At 26.4% G+C, this 18,142-nt stretch carries 19 protein-coding genes; 18 read left to right on the top strand and 1 reads right to left on the bottom strand.

Annotated elements, in window-relative coordinates; all coding sequences use genetic code 11:
• The first annotated feature begins 115 nt into the window (after positions 1-115).
• The 18 genes from CSBG_RS12030 (at position 116) to CSBG_RS11950 (ending at position 15,717) form a co-directional block, all read left to right on the top strand.
• Complete coding sequence (locus tag CSBG_RS12030) at positions 116-1,264, top strand: sugar diacid recognition domain-containing protein (RefSeq protein WP_008679863.1); 1,149 nt, start codon at positions 116-118, stop codon at positions 1,262-1,264.
• A 146-nt stretch (positions 1,265-1,410) separates the two neighbouring features.
• Entirely contained in the window at positions 1,411-2,559 is a 1,149-nt protein-coding gene (locus CSBG_RS12025; RefSeq protein ID WP_008679861.1) for a glycerate kinase, read from the top strand.
• Between the two features lie 3 nt (positions 2,560-2,562).
• Positions 2,563-2,904: a DUF3307 domain-containing protein gene (locus CSBG_RS18035; protein ID WP_083854771.1), complete on the top strand. Its 342-nt coding sequence runs from the start codon at positions 2,563-2,565 to the stop codon at positions 2,902-2,904.
• Positions 2,905-2,964: 60 nt separating this feature from the next.
• Positions 2,965-3,894, top strand: a complete 930-nt coding sequence (locus tag CSBG_RS12020) for a sugar ABC transporter permease (RefSeq protein WP_235840808.1) — start codon at positions 2,965-2,967, stop codon at positions 3,892-3,894.
• A 1-nt stretch (position 3,895) separates the two neighbouring features.
• A complete protein-coding gene (locus CSBG_RS12015; protein WP_008679855.1) occupies positions 3,896-4,747 on the top strand; it encodes a carbohydrate ABC transporter permease in 852 nt (283 codons plus the stop codon).
• A gap of 74 nt (positions 4,748-4,821) precedes the next feature.
• Entirely contained in the window at positions 4,822-6,099 is a 1,278-nt protein-coding gene (locus CSBG_RS12010; RefSeq protein ID WP_008679851.1) for a sugar ABC transporter substrate-binding protein, read from the top strand.
• Between the two features lie 63 nt (positions 6,100-6,162).
• On the top strand, positions 6,163-7,119 hold the full coding sequence (locus CSBG_RS12005) for a BadF/BadG/BcrA/BcrD ATPase family protein (RefSeq protein ID WP_008679850.1): 957 nt from the start codon (positions 6,163-6,165) through the stop codon (positions 7,117-7,119).
• A 4-nt stretch (positions 7,120-7,123) separates the two neighbouring features.
• Complete coding sequence (locus CSBG_RS12000) at positions 7,124-7,864, top strand: sugar isomerase domain-containing protein (RefSeq protein WP_008679847.1); 741 nt, start codon at positions 7,124-7,126, stop codon at positions 7,862-7,864.
• A gap of 15 nt (positions 7,865-7,879) precedes the next feature.
• Positions 7,880-9,904, top strand: coding sequence for a DUF6259 domain-containing protein (locus tag CSBG_RS11995; protein ID WP_008679846.1), 2,025 nt, complete (start codon positions 7,880-7,882; stop codon positions 9,902-9,904).
• A gap of 94 nt (positions 9,905-9,998) precedes the next feature.
• Positions 9,999-10,739: an SIS domain-containing protein gene (locus CSBG_RS11990; protein ID WP_008679845.1), complete on the top strand. Its 741-nt coding sequence runs from the start codon at positions 9,999-10,001 to the stop codon at positions 10,737-10,739.
• A 269-nt stretch (positions 10,740-11,008) separates the two neighbouring features.
• On the top strand, positions 11,009-11,797 hold the full coding sequence (locus tag CSBG_RS11985) for an EcsC family protein (protein ID WP_008679843.1): 789 nt from the start codon (positions 11,009-11,011) through the stop codon (positions 11,795-11,797).
• An 86-nt stretch (positions 11,798-11,883) separates the two neighbouring features.
• Positions 11,884-12,072: a hypothetical protein gene (locus tag CSBG_RS11980; RefSeq protein ID WP_008679840.1), complete on the top strand. Its 189-nt coding sequence runs from the start codon at positions 11,884-11,886 to the stop codon at positions 12,070-12,072.
• Between the two features lie 26 nt (positions 12,073-12,098).
• Positions 12,099-12,482, top strand: coding sequence for a VOC family protein (locus CSBG_RS11975; RefSeq protein ID WP_008679838.1), 384 nt, complete (start codon positions 12,099-12,101; stop codon positions 12,480-12,482).
• Between the two features lie 14 nt (positions 12,483-12,496).
• Complete coding sequence (locus tag CSBG_RS11970) at positions 12,497-13,024, top strand: N-acetyltransferase (RefSeq protein ID WP_008679836.1); 528 nt, start codon at positions 12,497-12,499, stop codon at positions 13,022-13,024.
• A 23-nt stretch (positions 13,025-13,047) separates the two neighbouring features.
• Positions 13,048-13,629 carry a hypothetical protein gene (locus tag CSBG_RS11965; protein ID WP_008679835.1) on the top strand — a complete coding sequence of 194 codons (582 nt, stop codon included), beginning with the start codon at positions 13,048-13,050 and terminating at the stop codon, positions 13,627-13,629.
• A gap of 273 nt (positions 13,630-13,902) precedes the next feature.
• Entirely contained in the window at positions 13,903-14,433 is a 531-nt protein-coding gene (locus CSBG_RS11960) for a hypothetical protein (protein WP_008679833.1), read from the top strand.
• Between the two features lie 22 nt (positions 14,434-14,455).
• The gene (locus tag CSBG_RS11955; RefSeq protein ID WP_008679831.1) at positions 14,456-14,980 is read left to right on the top strand and encodes a hypothetical protein; all 525 of its coding nucleotides are present in this window, start codon (positions 14,456-14,458) and stop codon (positions 14,978-14,980) included.
• Positions 14,981-15,219: 239 nt separating this feature from the next.
• Positions 15,220-15,717 carry a hypothetical protein gene (locus CSBG_RS11950; protein ID WP_008679829.1) on the top strand — a complete coding sequence of 166 codons (498 nt, stop codon included), beginning with the start codon at positions 15,220-15,222 and terminating at the stop codon, positions 15,715-15,717.
• A gap of 370 nt (positions 15,718-16,087) precedes the next feature.
• On the opposite strand, the gene cplR is transcribed toward CSBG_RS11950, so the two are convergent.
• Positions 16,088-17,737 carry an ABC-F type ribosomal protection protein CplR gene (gene cplR / locus CSBG_RS11945; RefSeq protein WP_008679827.1) on the bottom strand — a complete coding sequence of 550 codons (1,650 nt, stop codon included), beginning with the start codon at positions 17,735-17,737 and terminating at the stop codon, positions 16,088-16,090.
• Positions 17,738-18,142 lie beyond the last annotated feature (405 nt).

Raw genomic sequence — 18,142 nt, 5'->3', positions numbered from 1 at the left:
TATAAACTTTTGGATGAAACTGTTGATGATATAATAGTTATAAGGTTAGAGTAGTTATAATATTAATTATATACAAAATAGATAGTTTATTTATTGGCTTAAGGAGGAATATAAAGTGCTAGATTATAATTCATGTATAAAGATAATAAATAGATTAACACCAATATTTACTAAGGATGTAAATATTATAGGGTTAGATGGAATAATAATTGCATCAAGCAATAAAAAAAGGGAAAATACTTATCATGAAGCTGCAAGAATAAGTGCTAGTAGTAATAGAAATATAATTATTACTACTAAGAATATGCATATGTATAGGGGGTGCAAGTGTGGCGTAAATATGCCAATTACTTATAATAATAAAGTTATAGGTGTAGTTGGAATAACAGGAACAGCAGAAGAGGTAATTCCATATGGACCTTTGATTAAAGAATTAGTTCAAATGATTATAAATGAAATTGGTGTAGAAACTCCTCAAAAGGCTCAAAAAAACAACGAGAAAATGTATTTTAAAGAAATAATACAAGGAATACAAAAGGAAGATTTAGAGTCATATAAAACTAGAGCAAAATTATTAGAAATAGATATGAAAGTTTCACGTAAAATGGTTGTCTTTAAAATGTGTAATAATTATAAGAATAACTATAAAAAAATAGAGGATTTATTTAATAAATATTTATCTTCTTTGAATGTACTTGTATTAAATTTGAATAATGAAAAAATAGTATTATTGTTTAATAACAATATAGATATAAAAAGTTATATAAATGATTTAATTAGTAAAATGAAGTTAAGCAAAACAAATAATTATATTTTTATAATAGGTAAAGAGTGTAAAGAAATCTTAGAGTATGAAAGAGCTTATTATCAAATTGGCTTAGTGGAGTCAATTGAAATTGGTAATAGCTTTAAGAAAGTGATTGATGTAAATGAGTATAGTTTAAAATTGCTTATTAAGGGAATTTCAAGTGAGTATAGAAACAGATATATAGAAGACTATTATTATGAAGTTTTCGAAGGTAAAAATAAAGCATCCAATGAAATGTTAAAGACTATAAAGGGATATTTTATTAATGATATGAAGATAGGTGAAACGGCTAAAATGATGTATGTTCACAGAAATACAATTATGTATAGGCTAAATAAATTTAAAAAAATGTATGGAATAGATATAACTAAGCCATATGAATGTACAAAGATATATTTAGCTATATTGATATATGAAGAAAATACAAGAAAAATAGAATCTGATAATAATAAATAAAATATTATATTAAAATTTTTTGTGCATGGTGAACAAAAAAATGATAAAAAGTGTTTTTAATTCTTATGCAGATGACACATTGAAAGCAGCTTTGTAAACAATTACTATATAGTTGTAGATTATAGAACTTATGAGGTGGTGAACATATGAAAGTAGTTATTGCTCCAGATTCATATAAGGGAAGTTTAACAGCTATGGAAGTAGCAAATTCCATTGAAGAAGGGATAATTAAGTATAACAAAAATATAGAAGTTGTAAAAGTTCCCATGGCGGATGGGGGAGAAGGAACTGTCCAAGCCTTAGTTGATGCAACTGGTGGTAAAATAATAAATTTAAAAGTTTGTGATCCTCTATTAAGAGAAATAGATTCATTTTATGGAATACTTGGAGATGGCAAAACAGCTATTATAGAAATGGCTGCAGCATCTGGATTAAACTTATTACATAAAAACGAGTTAAATCCATTAATTACATCAACATATGGAACAGGTCAGATTTTAAATGATGCAATAGAAAAGGGATGTAGAAAGATAATTGTAGGACTTGGAGGAAGTGCAACTAATGATGGTGGAGCAGGAATGCTTAGGGCTTTAGGAATTAGATTTTTGAATAAAGATGGAAGAGATATTCCTGAAGGGGGAGGAGTACTAAAAAATTTATATAAAATAGATAAAAAAAATTTTAATACTGAAATTTTAAAGTGTGAGATAATTGTGGCTTGTGATGTTGACAATACTTTATGTGGAATAAATGGAGCTACAAATGTATTTGGTCCACAAAAAGGAGCTAGTGAAGATGATATTAGGATTTTAGATGAAGGATTATCAGAATATTCTAAAATTATAAAGAGAGAATTTGGAGTGGATGTGTTAAATGTATCAGGATCAGGGGCAGCAGGAGGGACAGGAGCAGCATTTTTAGTAATAGGTGCTAAATTAGAAAGTGGAGTCGACATAGTTATTAGGGAGACAAACTTAGTAGAAGCTTTAAAAGATTCAGATATAGTATTTACTGGTGAAGGAAGAATTGATTTTCAAACAAAATTTGGTAAGGCTCCTTATGGAGTAGCAAAAGAAGCTGAAAAATTTGGACTACCTGTAATAGCTATTTGTGGAGAAATTGGTGAAGGATATGATGAACTTTATAATCATGGTTTTACAAGTATTTTTAGCATAGTGAATAAGCCAATGACATTAGAAGATAGTATTAAAGATTCAAAAAAATTAATAAATGATGTTTCAGAAAGAGTAATAAGGTTAATATGTGAAGGAGATAAATATCTTGATAAAAATTAATTAATAAATAGAGGTGAGATTATTATAAAATATATTTTATTTATTTTAATTGCTCATGCAGTTGGGGATTACTTATTTCAAACTCAACATTTAGCAGAATGTAAAGGCAAAGATAATTATGTTTTATTTATACATTCTATATTATATTCTTTTGGAATAATGGTTGTTTCGTATTTAATGAATTATAATGCTACTTTATATCAATTAGCATTAATTTCAATAACACACTTTCCAATAGATTATGTTAAGGCAAGAGGAATAACACCTAAATATTTTGGTGAGAAAAAAGCTTTATATATAGACCAAGTTATTCATTATGTTATTTTAGCAATAGTATTTAAATAAGTTTTAATTAAAATTTAATAGTTTAACTTTAATAGTTCAACTTAAAGGGGTGTTAAGGAAATGAGGATGGAGTTAGGTTCGAAATATAATTTAAATAAAGATAAAAGAATGTCCTTAAAAACAAAAGAGGCTTTAACAGGATGGTTATTTTTATCACCAGCTTTAATAGGATTTTCAATATTTACTTTTGGATCGATAATATATTCATTATATTTATCATTAACTGATTATGATCTTATGACTAAACCTAAGTTTATAGGATTAGAAAATTATATAAGAGCTTTCACAAAAGATGAATCTTTTTATAAATTTTTTGGAAATACATTATATTTTGTGGTGCTTTTAGTGCCAATAGTATTAGCTATATCATTATTTCTTGCTTTGCTTATAAATAAAAAAGCAGGAAAGATTACCAAGGCATATAGAGTGGCATTATTTCTTCCAAGTATAACGTCTACAATTGCTGTTAGTATGGTTTGGTTGTGGATATTTAATCCTGATATGGGATTAATAAATAATATGCTTACAGCAATAGGATTTAATAACCCACCTATGTGGTTGAATAGTCCAGATACAAGTAAGATGGCGCTAGTTATTATGCGTGTATGGCAGATGAGTGGTTATTATATGATAATGTTTTTAGCTGGTTTACAGACAATCCCAGAAAGCTTGTATGAATCAGCACAAGTAGATGGTGCTAATAAGATTCAAAGTTTCTTTAAAATAACATTACCAATGTTATCTAATACAACATTTGTAGTTATTATTTTACTAGTTATTGAAGCATTTAATATGTTTGAATCAATTTTTATAATGACGAATGGAGGACCTTTAGGTTCAACTAGTACAATTATGTACTATATATATGAGCAAGGGTTTGGAAATTATAATATGGGATATGCATCAGCTATAGCTTGGATTTTCTTCGTAGTTATTATGATAATAACATTAATTCAATATAGATTTAGAAATGAACAGGGGGGAGAATAAGGTGAAGATATCTAAAAGTAAAGGTAAATTTATAGGGAATACAACATATCACATTTTTATGATTATATTAAGCATAATAATGATTTATCCATTTTTATGGGCAGTTATGTCTTCTTTTAAGCCTGTTGAACAGCTATATTCAGGAAATCCTTTAAACCTAATACCAACTGAATTTACATTACAAAATTATAAAAGATTAATGGAAGTTTTACCATTTAATAAGATGCTTTTTAATTCAATATTTTTATCTATTACGATACCAATAGCTATGATAATAGTAGCATCTTTAGCAGCTTATGCAGTTACAAGAATAGAGTTTAAAGGTAGAAATGTATTATTCTTTGCTTTTATAGCAACGATGATGATACCAAGTCATGTTACTCTTATACCTAATTATAAAATAATTGTGGATATGAATTTATATAATAGTTTTACTGCTTTGTTCTTATCAAGTATGTTTACTGCTTCAAATGCATTTAATATATTCTTTTTTAGGCAATATTTTTTGAGTATTCCAAAGGACTTAGAAAATGCTGCAATAGTAGATGGATGTTCTAAAATTGGTGTGTTTTTTAAGATAGTGCTACCCAATGCAAAACCAGCTATAGCAACAACAGCAATTTTATCTTTTAGAAATGTGTGGAATTCATTTTTATGGCCAATGTTAGTTATAAATGATTATGATAAATTGCCTCTTACAGTAGGGTTAAAATATCTTAAGGGAAGTGAACCTAACTGGGCAGTATTATTAGCGGGGGCAACTCTTAGTATAATACCTATTGTAATCATATTCTTAATGTTCCAAAAATACTTTATGGCTTCAACAATGAACTCAGGATTTGGTGGAAAATAAATATATTACTTAGTAAGCAAAGAGAAATTAATATTACTCTTTGAATATATAAATTTATAATAAGGGGGATCATTATGAACAAAATATTAAAAAAATCATTAGGAGTTTTATTATCATTAATGATGGTTATTGGTCTTGTAAGTTGTGGCTCTAACAATGAAAAGGAGAATGCTAATTCAGGTGAACCGAAGACATTAAAAGTTTATACTTGGTGGGATATAACTAAATTTGCACATTTACAAAAGATGAAAGAGGATTTTGAAAGTAAGAATCCAGATATTAAGCTTGATTTTATAACAGTTTCTGGTGATGGTTATGCAGATACTATGATTACTAAATTAGCTGGAGGAGAAACACCAGATGTAATGATGCTTGCTATGGACCAAGTACCACGTTACGCAAAAAAGAATATGATTATGCCATTAGATGATTTAGCAAATCAAGAATATAAGGATTCTTTATATCCAGTTGTTAAGAATGCTTTAACTGTTGATGGAAAAATGTATGCAGCTGGCCGTGATGTTACTCCTAAGGTTATGTATATAAATACAAAAATGTTTAAAGAGGCAGGAATTGAAATTCCAAGTGATACATGGACAATGGATGAGTTTGTAGAAATTGCAAAACAACTTACTAAAGGGGCAGGTGCAGATGCTCAATGGGGATATTACTGGAAAAACTTCACAGATCAGACATATGCTCATATAGCTGCTTTCGGAGGAAATTTATATTCAGAAGATGGAAAATCAAGTGTACTAGCAACTGATGAAAATACAAAAAAAGCAGTACAATTTATGTATGATTTAACAAATACTCATAAAGTAGTACCAACAAATGCACAAGCAACTCAATTTGGTGATAATGAATATTCAGCTTTTATGGCTAATAAAGTAGCAATGCAAATAGGTTCACTTTCAACAATATCAACTTTGGATGCGAATAAAAGTGAATATACAGTTTTACCAATTCCTTCAGTAAATGGTGTTAGTAAATCATCTTCATTCGTAAATACATGGACTATACCAAAAGGAGCAGAAAATCCAGAATTATCTTGGCGTGTAGTTGAATTCTTATCAGGAAAAGAAGGACAACAAATTGCTTTAGATATGAAATTTGGTTTGCCAGCTTCAAATAAGGTTGATACATCAAAATTTGTAAGTGAAAATAGTTTTAATAAGTATTTTGTAGATGCTTTAGAAACTGCTGTTCCATATCCAGTTAACTTAAATGGAGCAGAGTTTCAAAATATGTTTGTAAAAGAATGTGAATCTCTTTGGGCAGGTGCTATTACTCCTGATGAATTTGCACAAAGAGTAGATAATCAAGGAAAAGAAATATTGAGTAAAGAATAAAAATTAAAATTTGGGATGCCTATAGGCCTCCCAAATTTAATATTTAAGGTTAGGGAGAGTAATATGAGAAATTTTTTAGTTTGTGATGGTGGTGGAACAAAAACAGATTTTCTTATATTTAATGAAAAAGCAGAAATATTAAGCTATTACAAAAATGCAGGAACTAATGCTTTATTTATAGATGAAGAAAAAGCTATTAATAATGTTATTGAAGGAATAAACGAATGTATAGAAAAAGCAAGATTATCAATTAAAGATTTAGAGCTAGTATGCTTATTTATACCAGGTTTTGAAAATTGTATCCACAAAATCAAAAAAAGGATTAGTATGAAAAATATCAAATGTTTATCGGATGTTAATAATGCTTTTTTTGGAGCTATGGGAAAATCATATGGAATTGTAGTTTTAAGTGGCACAGGATCCTTTGCTGTAGGAATATCAAAAGACAATAGAAAAGTAGTTAGTGGTGGATGGGGTCCGTTAATTGGAGATAAGGGTAGTGGATACCATATTGGAATTATGTGCCTTGAAAAGCTTGCATATTTTTATGATAACGATATAAAAGATAGCAAATTAAGAAAAATATTTCTAGAAAAGTTTGGAATTGAAGATGAGTATAAAATAAGAGAAATAGTATATTCTAGTGATTTTGGACGAGAAGATATTGCTAAGATTTCTAAAATTGTGGCTGAAGCAGCAAAGGAAAATGATAAAGATGCAATTGATATTTTAAGAAGAGCGGCAAAGGAATTAGTAGAATTAGTTATAACATTAAATAGGAAATTAAACTATGAAAAGTTACCAGTTTCATTAATTGGAGGAGTTACTAATATTGGGGATTTATTTATAAATATTTTTAAAGAAGAACTATCAGTAAAATGTAAAAATTTATATTATGAAAATCCTAAATATGATCCTTTAATAGGAGCAACTCTATATGTTTTATTGAAAGAAGCTAATATAGATATTGAGAGAGATAAAGAGGTATTAAATAATTTATCTAAATACAGGAGGGACTAAAGTTATGTTAATGGATAAGTATTTTGAGGAAATGAAAAAGGTATTAGTAAAAATAGAAGATACACAAAAAGAAAAAATAATAAAAATATCTGAGGAAATAGCAGATAGGTTAGAAAAGGGAGCAGCTTGGCATATAATGGATACAGGTCATATGCTTATGTTTGAAGGTGTAGGTCGTACCGGAGGTATGATGGCACTTCAACCTATAAAGATAACATGTGAAATTGAAAATCCTGTAAGATATAGGCCATCTGTTTCAAAAGGAGCAGTGGGATATGATAGTATCCCAGGATTTGCAGATTTCGTAATTGGAAGATCTAATATATTAGCAGGAGATATTATAATGATAGGTTCAGTGTCAGGATACAAATATTTTCCTGTAGATTTAGCAATTAAGGGAAATGATTTAGGATGTTTAACTATAGCCATAACTACAGTGGAATATTCTAATAAGCTTAAATCAGATCATCCAAGTGGATTAAGACTATTTGAAGCATGTAAATATTATTTAGATAATTGTAGTAATTATGGGGATACATTAGTAAATGTTGATGGGTTAGGACAAAAGATTTGTCCAGCAAGTGGGATTTCAGCAAGTTATATAATGTGGGCTATACAAAGCACTGTAGTAGAAAAGCTTATAGAAAAAGGTCTCAAACCAAGTGTATATATATCAAATCACATGGAAAATGCATCAGAAATAAATGGAAAAGCAATTGATAATTATACAAAGTACGGATATTAAAATGAGAGGTGTATTATGAAGCTAAGAGGAAATACGTTTATTTGTGAATATTCAAGTGAAATTAATAATTTTATTAGTATTAAGAACTCTATTACTGGAGATGAATATATAAAAAAGGATATAAAACAATCTATTATAGAATTATATGGGATAAGTAATAAAAATAAGATTAAATTAATTCCAGAAAAAATTGAAGTATCAGAAAATGAAAATGAATTAGTGATAACAATTAAAAAGTTTTCTAATAAAAACATAATCTGCAATATATATATCAAGTCAATTGAGGATAAAATTATTATTAATGCAGATATTGAAAATTTAGATGAAAGTATAGAAATAACTGAAGTTTTAATGCCACGTATATCAGGAATATATCTTGGAGACAGTCATGAAGATGATGTGATTATTTATCCTCATCATGCAGGTGAAAAAACAATAAATCCTGTAATAGGGTACGGAAAAAATAAAAAAGATTTTTGGAGAGCTAGTAGCGTAAAATTCGAAGATATTTATAGGAGAGAGATAAATTACTGCGGATTAGCTTCAATGAGTTGGATGTATTATTATGATGACAATAATGGACTATATATAGGTAGTCATGATGAAAGATTCCCTGTAACAGGAGTAATTGCTGAAACAAGTGGACAAGAAAGTAATCCGTGGATGGGTTTTGGATTTAGAAAATATAAAAGAATAACTAATGGACAAAAGTATAATACAGGAGATTATGTTATTGCAATTACAGATAAAGATTGGCATTATGGCTCAAAAATATATAGACAATATATAGGCAAATATTTAGATTTTGATCATAATCCAGATTACTTAAAGGAGCAATATGCTTTAAATCAATGTTATAACTTTAAAAGAAATGGAAAAATAGAAAATACATTTGATAAAATTCCACATTTATATGAAAAAGGTAAGGAACTTGGAGTTAACCATATGTTTTTAGCTAGCTGGAATAGAACAGGATTTGATTCATATTATCCTGAATATTATCCAGATATGGAACTAGGATCAGCTATGGAGTTTAGAAGAGGACTTGAATATGTAAGAAACAATGGTGGACAATCTACATTGTATATAAATGCTAGAATTTTTGATGTTGAATCAAATTTCCATGAAACTGTTGGTAAAAAAATGGCTGTTTTAAATGAAAATGGAGAAATGGTTTATGAAACATATGGCCCAGCTAAATTTACAGTAAACTGTCCAGCAGATAAGCTATGGAGAGATTTTCTATTAGATACTGCTGAATTTACAGCTAAAGCTTATGGATGTGATGGAATTTATCTTGATCAACTTGCTTCAGCTGAACCTTTACCTTGTTATAATAAAGATCATAGTCATGAAGATATTGGCGATTTTAACAATGGATATATTTATGTTTTGAGGGAATTGTTGGAAAGGTTAAGAAAACATAATCCAAAATCATATATAATGACAGAAAATTGTGGAGATATTTATGGAAGTTATACATGGGGAAATTTAACATGGAATGGTGCTGACTATGATGAGTTTTATAATGTATTTAAATATACATTCCCTGAATTTGTTCAAGTAAATATGGTTAATCCTAGAGGATGGGAACAAGATGATGAGAAAAGATATAAGTATTTCTTTAAAGATATGCAAAGAGCTATAGTTTTAGGAAATATATTATGGATGGGAATAACAACCAGATTAACAGAAAAGGCTGGAGAAATTCATAACTATGCTAAAAAAGCACTAAATTTTAGAAAGAACATACAAGAATATGTAAGCAAGTCTGATTTTATTGACAATAAATATATCGAATTCATTAGTGAAGAGTGTGAAGCAGCTGGTTATAAATTATCAGAAAACAAATATGTTTTTATAGCTGGAAACTGGAATAAGATTGATAATTCGATATTAAATTTAAAATTTAGTAAAAAGATAAAAAATATTGAAGTTTATGATATAGACTGGAATAAAGAAGAAATAAGTGTAGATAGTAATGAAGTAAGTTTATCTATTGGAAGTAGTAGACTAAAATGTTTTGTTATAAATAGCTAAACAAAAATGAAATAAATATGATAAAGATCATAGCTAAAACCAAAAAATATCTAAATATAGTATATGAAAAAATTATTATTTTTAGGAGGATTTTATGAGATTTAAATATTTCGAGAAAATTAAAGAGCTAATAGATGAAGTTGAAAACGAAGAAAAAGTTGTAATGAATAAAACTGTAGATTTATTTGTTGATGCTATTTTAAATAAAAAATCTATATTTGTATTTGGAGCATCACATGCAGGAATTATTAGTGAAGAGCTATATTATAGAGCGGGAGGATTAGTTGTAATTAACCCGATTTTTGCTAAATCATTAATGTTAGATACATCTCCAATTTCTTTAACTAGTAGTATGGAAAGATTAGTTGGATATGGGAAAACAATTTTAGAAAAAGTTCCAATGAAGGAAGGAGATATATTAATAGTTCATTCCGTTTCAGGAAGAAATCCAGTATCAATTGAAATAGCATTAGAAGCAAAAAAAAGAAATGTATCAGTTATTTGCATAACAAACTTAAAGTATTCAAAGACTGTTACATCAAGGCATCCTTGTGGGAAAAACTTATATGAGATAAGTGATATTGTTATAGATAATCATGGTGATATAGGTGATGCTTGTATTGAATTAGAAGGGTTAGAACAAAAGGTTAGTCCTACATCTACAGTAATAGCAGCTACTATTATGAATTCTATAATAGCAGAAGTCACACAACAATTAGTTAATGTGGGAATAAATAAACCTCCTATATTTTATAGTGCTAATATTGATGGAGGCGATGACTTGAATAAAAAAATATATAATGAGTATAAAGAAGCTATACACTATGAATATTAATTAGAAATATAGAATATGTATTCAAAAATTATTTGGTAAGTATTTTTTATGACTCTCATTTTAATATTATAATTTTAAAATGGGAGTTTTCTTATTTGTAAAATTAGATATATAAGTTTTACTTAGTTTTAAGAGATGAGATGGAGTAAAAAAATTATATATTTATAATTTGTTATTGGTTAAGTTATTGTAATAAATATTCTATAATCCTACTAAAAAGGTATATAATAATACTAAGATTAAAAATATCTTAAAGGTAGTGATTATAAATGAAAAAGATAATAAATAGAGAAATAAATAAGCTAAATAAAAAAGAAAATAAAATGCTTAATAAAAAGGAAAATAAATTTATTAAGAGTAAAGTGGCGCCTATTTCAGATAAGATAGAAGAAAAAATACCACAAAAGCTTAAAGATACATTAGAAAGTGCTTTTTATAATGGATTTAAATTAGTTTTAGAAAAGGGTAGTAAGTATATAGAAAAGCTATATGATAAAGATCAAATTCAACTAGAACATGATGTAAATAATTATTCATTAGATAAAAAGGTTACTAGAAAAAGTCTAAAAGTAATGGATTCTCAAGGAAAGAAAAGTAAGATTATAAATTCAACTATCTCTACAATAGAGGGAGCTGGTCTTGGGGTATTAGGGATAGGGTTACCTGATATACCATTATTTATTGCAATGATATTAAAAACAATTTACGAGATTGCATTAAGTTATGGATTTGATTATGAAAGTGAAGAAGAAAAGATTTATATATTAAATTTAATAAATGTTGCTTTAACAAATAGTGAAGAAAAAGTAATATTTAATGAAAAGTTAAATGAAATTGAATATAAAATAGATTCAAATATAGACATAAATAAAGATATAAATTTAGAAATTAAAAGTACATCACAAGTACTATCAGAAAGTCTGTTAATGGCTAAATTTATTCAAGGGTTACCTATTGTCGGTGTCTTAGGAAGTATAACTAATTATCAAGTTATTAATAAAGTTAGCAAATATGCAAGGATTAGATATAAAAAAAGATATTTAAATAAAAAGCTATAGACTATAATAGTATTTAAACATAGTATTAGTTTAATTAAATATAATATTTAATAGTAAAACTATAGCAAAACATTTGAGGTAAGAGTATGAAGTTAGTTATAAAAGAAATCAATGATAAAAATTATAATGAAGCATTAAGATTAAAAGTTAAAAAGGGTCAAGAAGATTTTATTGAAACCAATGATTTAGCAATTAAGATGTATGAGAAAATTGGATTTCAATTTAATGGTGAATTAGATATAAATGGTGAGAAAATAATGAAATTAGAAGTATAATAAATATATGATAGGGAGATGAATTAATGATGAATATTAAGTTTGTCACAATTACAGTGAAAAATTTAAAAGAATCAATAAAATTTTATGAGGATGTATTAAATTTGAAAATTGCACGAGAATTTTCACCAATGGAAGGAACTAATATAGCATTCCTTAAAGGAGAAAGTTCAGCAATGTTAGAATTAATAGAATATGAAAATAAATCTATAAAAGATGAAGTTAGTCATTCAAAAGTGTCTATAGGATTTGAGGTTACAGATTTAGATAATACAATAAAAGAACTAGAAGAAAAAAATATAAAAATTATTAGAGGGCCTATTAATACTCCTGGTGGAGAAAGATTTATATTTATAGAAGATCCAAATGGAGTAGAAATAGAGATGATAGAGGGATTTAAGATTAACTAAGTGAGGATTTTTTTATGATAATTATAAGACAAGAAGTAAATAAAGATTATAAAGAAGTAGAAAATGTAATTGAAGAAAGCTTTAAAAGTGCAGAATTTACAGATAATGATGAGCATAACTTAGTTAAAAGGCTAAGAAACAGCGATGAATTTATAAAAGAGTTATCTTTATTAGCTGAAATTAACAATAAAATTGTTGGCCACATTCTTTTAACTAAAGCTTTGATAAAAAGTGAAAATAAAGATGTAGAAACTCTTGCACTTGCACCTCTAGCAGTATTGCCAAATCATCAAAAGAATGGTATAGGCAAGAAGCTTGTGAATGAAGCTATAGAAAAATCAAAAGAGTTAGGGTATAAATCAATAGTAGTATTAGGACATGAACATTATTATCCTAAGTTCGGATTTAAAAAAGCAAGTAATTATGGAATTAAGGCTCCTTTTGATGTTCCAGATGAAGCTTATATGGTTTTGGAATTAATTCCTAATGCACTTAATGAAGTTAATGGTGTAGTAGAGTATTCAAAAGCATTTTTGATTTAAGTTAAAAAATAATGGAGATATGTATGAACACAGAATTATTATGTGAAATTTCAGATGGATTAAATAAAATAGGATGTGCTTGGGGCATTGGAGGCTCAATCTTATTAAAATATCATGGATTAATAGAAAAACCAAATGACATAGATATTTTAATTAATTCAAAAGACTGTGAAAAAGTAATTGAATTTATGAATACAATAGGAAATAAAGTAGAATTGTACTCAAAAGATCCATTTAAAACGGAAAATTTCTTTGGATATAATGTAGATGGAGTTATGGTAGAGTTTATGGGTAATTTTAAAATAAATTTACAAGGCAATAAAATATATGAATTTATTTTAGATGATAAATCAATTGTCGATAATTTAATATTAGAAGATAGTAAAATAAATTTTACTTCTTTGGAAGATTGGTTTGTAGCATATTTAGCAATGAATGACCCAAAGAAAAGAGTTCCTTTAATAAAAGAGTATTTTAAACATAATGGATTAAAACATAAGGATTTATTACAAAGAAATTTAGAAAAGAATCTATCAGAGGATATTAATTTATCAATAAAAGAGATTTTGGCATTAGATAAATATTATTTAGGTAACAATGAGTAAAGGCTATTATTTCGCATTAACAGGAGTGAAATAATAGCTTTTTTATATAAGTTTATCTATAGTAAACTGAAATATGTAATTTTTTAAATTTTTATAGTTTCAAAACGGCTTAAAATCATTATTTTTTATTTTATCGTGAAAATATGATTTAGCGAAATTATTTAGTTATATTACAGTTTATTTTAATTAAATAAGGTTTCAATCTACAGAAAAAGAAAACGTATACAAAAATGTAATATTATGGTAATATAATATTAAAAAGGAGGCGATTTTATGAAAAAAAGAAAATTATTTTTTACAAGTTCAATTTTATCTTTATTTTTATTTTTATTTAGTTTTGGTAATGTGGTATATGCGTATTCAATAATTTATGGATCTAAAAATATGCCTAATCAGTATGATATTCAATTATATCCTGTGTGGAATAATATTGATTATAGTACAAATTTAAGTATTGGTAAAAATGCTTGGAATTCTTCAGCTGCTAGAGTATATTTTAATACTTATTCAACACCAACTAGAGCGCCATATGTAAAAGTAACTGATTTTTATTTTGGGAATACTCAGTGGCATGCAATGGCATATTGTTATACGGCTGCGAATGTTTCGCCTAACATACAAATTAATGATTCTTATTATCCATTTGGTGGTAATGGAGCTGAATTAATTGCTCATGAATTAGGTCACATTCTTAGATTAGATGATATTTCAGATAGTACTTCGCTAATGTTATCAGCTGGATATAAAGGGAATCCAACTCCAGCTCAAGATGATGTTAATGGAGTAAATTCTGTATATCCGTAAATATAATGGAGGTATAAATATTATGAAAAAGATTATATTAGGTTTGGCAATAGTATCATTTTTATTTTCTATTGGATTTCTATATAATACTATAAATGTAACACAAAAAGCACATGTAAAGTTAGATTATGAAGCAAAAGACTTAAAAACACTTTCTAAGGACTCGGAATTCATAGTCTCTGGAATTGTAGAAGAAAGTAGAGATGTAGATATTAATGGAGTAAAGTTTCAGATTTCAAAATTTAAGATAGATCAGTCTATAAAAGGAGATTTTTTAAATAAGGATTATATTGAGATTATACAAACTGTTGGTATAGCTGAGGAGTCGTTAATTATCAAAAATGATAATTTATTATTGTTTTTAGAGAAATATGTTGGTCCTATTGAAAATGAAGCATATGTTATTAAAGGATTATATCAAGGTCAATATAAGATAAAAAATAATAAGATTAAAGGTGTTAATAATTTAAATAAAAAACTAAATGATGAAATAGAATCTTATGATTTAAAATTATTAAAAGATTCATTAAAAAAAGATAAGGAATAATTTAAGTTAAATTAATATATAGAAATATTTATAAAGAATAAACACATTAATAATACTAACAAAAGGATAATTAGAGTATATTGAAAAATATACTTGTTATAAATAGAAATGAAAAATAAATAACTGCATCAGTAAGTAAAGGTTTATGGTTATGAGCTTTACGATGAAAATAGTATGAGTATTTTTTATATAAAATATAAAAGTATTTGAATCTAAAGAGTGTACAAGGGGGGGGGATTTTGAAAAAGCTAAACTTTTTAATTATTTTTCTAACTTTTACTACACTTCTATTGATTGGTTGCACAAAATCACAAAATGAAATGGTAATAAATCCTTTTAATGATATTTCAATGGATTCTGTTAAGAAAATTGAATTTAGAAATTTTGATGTATCTAGTAGCAAAAATGAAATAGGAAGAAGCAAAATAGTTATTGATGAGAGTGATATAGAAAAACTTGGAGAGTATCTAAAATCTATAAAAGCTACAGAAAGTAATGAAAAAGCTAAAGAGGCAGTGTTATCAATTGGATTAATTGATAATACCGAAAAAGATAAACATTTTATATCTTCAATAATATTTTGTAAAAATCAAATAATTATTTATAAATATAATAAAGAAAGAAATAGTGAAACTGTAGAAAGCGTATATAAAAATACAAATAGTGAAATTATAAAAGAATTAAGTGATATGTATAATGATATGAATTATAAAGAAGAATTTTTATATAAAAAATAAACTTAATTAGTGAGATTAGATATTAAAAAAAATAATGAGGGTGATCAATAGCTGTGTAAAAACCGGTGATTTTATGGAGGTTTATTCCAGAAGATGCCGGTTTTATTTTTTTAATTTCACATCTTATATTAATAATATATAAAAATATAGAACAAATAAAAATAGACATAAGTTAAGAGTTCTGAATACGTAGTGCACATCATTACACTAAAGTTGAATTTAGCTTAATTAAAAATCCAATGATCATAAATCATTGGATTTTTTTATTTACTAAAGATACTTTTAGCAAAATAATTATTTCTATAAAGAATTTAGGGATAGTAGATAGATTTATTGGGACAGTCTGATGTAGATTAATTATCTACCTTTTTTATTGATTTCTTAGTTCCTTAAGCTGCTTTAATAATTCTAAATATTGATTATCTAATAAAGTCTTTTTATTTGGATCACTTTCAAAGGATAATAAAGAAATAACTTCTGAAAGCTTATTTTCTAATATTAATATATTTTCTTTAAGGATCTTTTCATCTTTATCAAATTTGGGATTAGATTTAAAATTAATATATTCATCGTAACTACCATCAAATTGAATAATTTTATTATTATCTATTTCTAATATATAATCGCAAATATTTGAAATAAATTTCCTATCGTGTGACACTATTAAAAGAGTTTTATTAGTATTTTTCAAAGCATTTTCAAGAGATTGCATGCATTTAATATCTAAATAGTTTGTTGGTTCATCAAGAATTATTATATTATTATCTGAAAGTAAAAGCTTACAAATAGCAACTCTTACTTTTTCACCACCACTTAAATATGAAAGCTTTTTAAATACAGTATCTCCCTTAAAGCCAAAGCCATCTAAATTTGTTCTTATAAAACTTTCTTTGAAAGAAGAGTCAATTTTAATATTATCTAATATTGTTTTATCTGGATCTAGTATATCTTGAGATTGATCCAAATATCCAATAACAGCATTTTTAGAAACTTTTATATTTTCATTATTGTTATTGATAATTTCTTTTAGTAAAGTACTTTTACCACTTCCATTTTTCCCAATTAAAGCAACTTTTTTACCTTTTTTTATTTTAAAGCTAGATTCATTTAATAGAATTTTATTACCTATAGTAATGGTTAAGTTTTTTGCTTCAATAGGGTTTTTAGAAGTAAGCTCTAAATTTTCAATAACATCGATTTTTATATCTTTATCTTCTTTAGGCTTTTCTTTTACATCCAATTGCTCGATTCTATTTTGAATAGCTTTTATATTATTTTCTAATTTCTTTTTACCTTTTTGACCACCCATTTTATGAAGTCTAGCTTCTGAATTTCCCATTCTTTTAGGTGTTCTTCTAATACCATCTCTTATGTTTTCTTTTGATACTATAGCTTCTTCAAGTCTTCTTTTTTCATTAATATATTGATTATATTCAGTATTTTCCCTTGCTTTTTCTGCTTTCTTAAGTTCTATATACTTAGAATAATTTCCATTGTATATATTTATCTTTCCATCTTTAATTTCAACAATAGTATTACATAAAGAATCTAATAGATTTCTGTCATGTGAAACTAGAAGAAGAGCTCCGGAATAATTTTTTAGCATATCTTCAAGGGTTTCAACGCTATTACTATCTAAATTTGAAGTTGGTTCATCAGCAATAATAAGTTTCTTATTTTCACTTAAAGCATTAGCAATTTTCATTTTGACTTTTTCGCCACCAGAAAGATAATCATTATATTCAGTTGGAGCATTGAAAATACTTTTGATTTTGCTAAATGAACATTCATTTGAACTATTACCAAATTGATTAATATAGGAGTAACTTTTAGTTAAGTAAGATGTTCCTTCATCAGAAGGTTCATCACCAATTAAAATTTTTAAAAGCGTAGTTTTTCCTGCACCATTATCACCAACTAATCCTATTTTATCTCCATCTAGTATTTCAAATTTGTCTATATCCAATATTAATTTATCACCATAATATTTCTTTATTTTATTTAATAATGCTAATTGCATAAAAAAATCCCTCCTTAAAATGTAGGAGAGAGTATACGACTTTATAGAAGGGTAAAACAAATAAACCTTAAGCCAGTAATCCACTCTCCGTAAATTTTTACACAACAAAAAAGGCTAATAAAGCTCTTAAATTTTATTGTGAATTAAAAATTATAAAAGTAGATTACATTCTCATGTTTGAAATTACCTTTCCCTTTCTTAAAATTGTTTTCATTTTTCATTATAGCACTATTTTAAGTTATTTCAAATATTTCTATGATATAATTAATAATAAAAAAATATATATATTTCAATTAATTATCTTAATCAATATAGATTTATATTATAAAAAGTTAATAGGCTTATATAAATAAAGTAGCAAAATTGAAATCATATATTATTAAAATTTTTATATAAGTTGCTAAA

The organism is Clostridium sp. 7_2_43FAA, from assembly GCF_000158375.2.
GTDB classification, from domain to species: Bacteria; Bacillota; Clostridia; order Clostridiales; family Clostridiaceae; genus Clostridium; species Clostridium tertium.
Note: the sequence above shows the minus strand (reverse complement) of the source record. Positions and strands in the feature narration are given on the sequence as shown.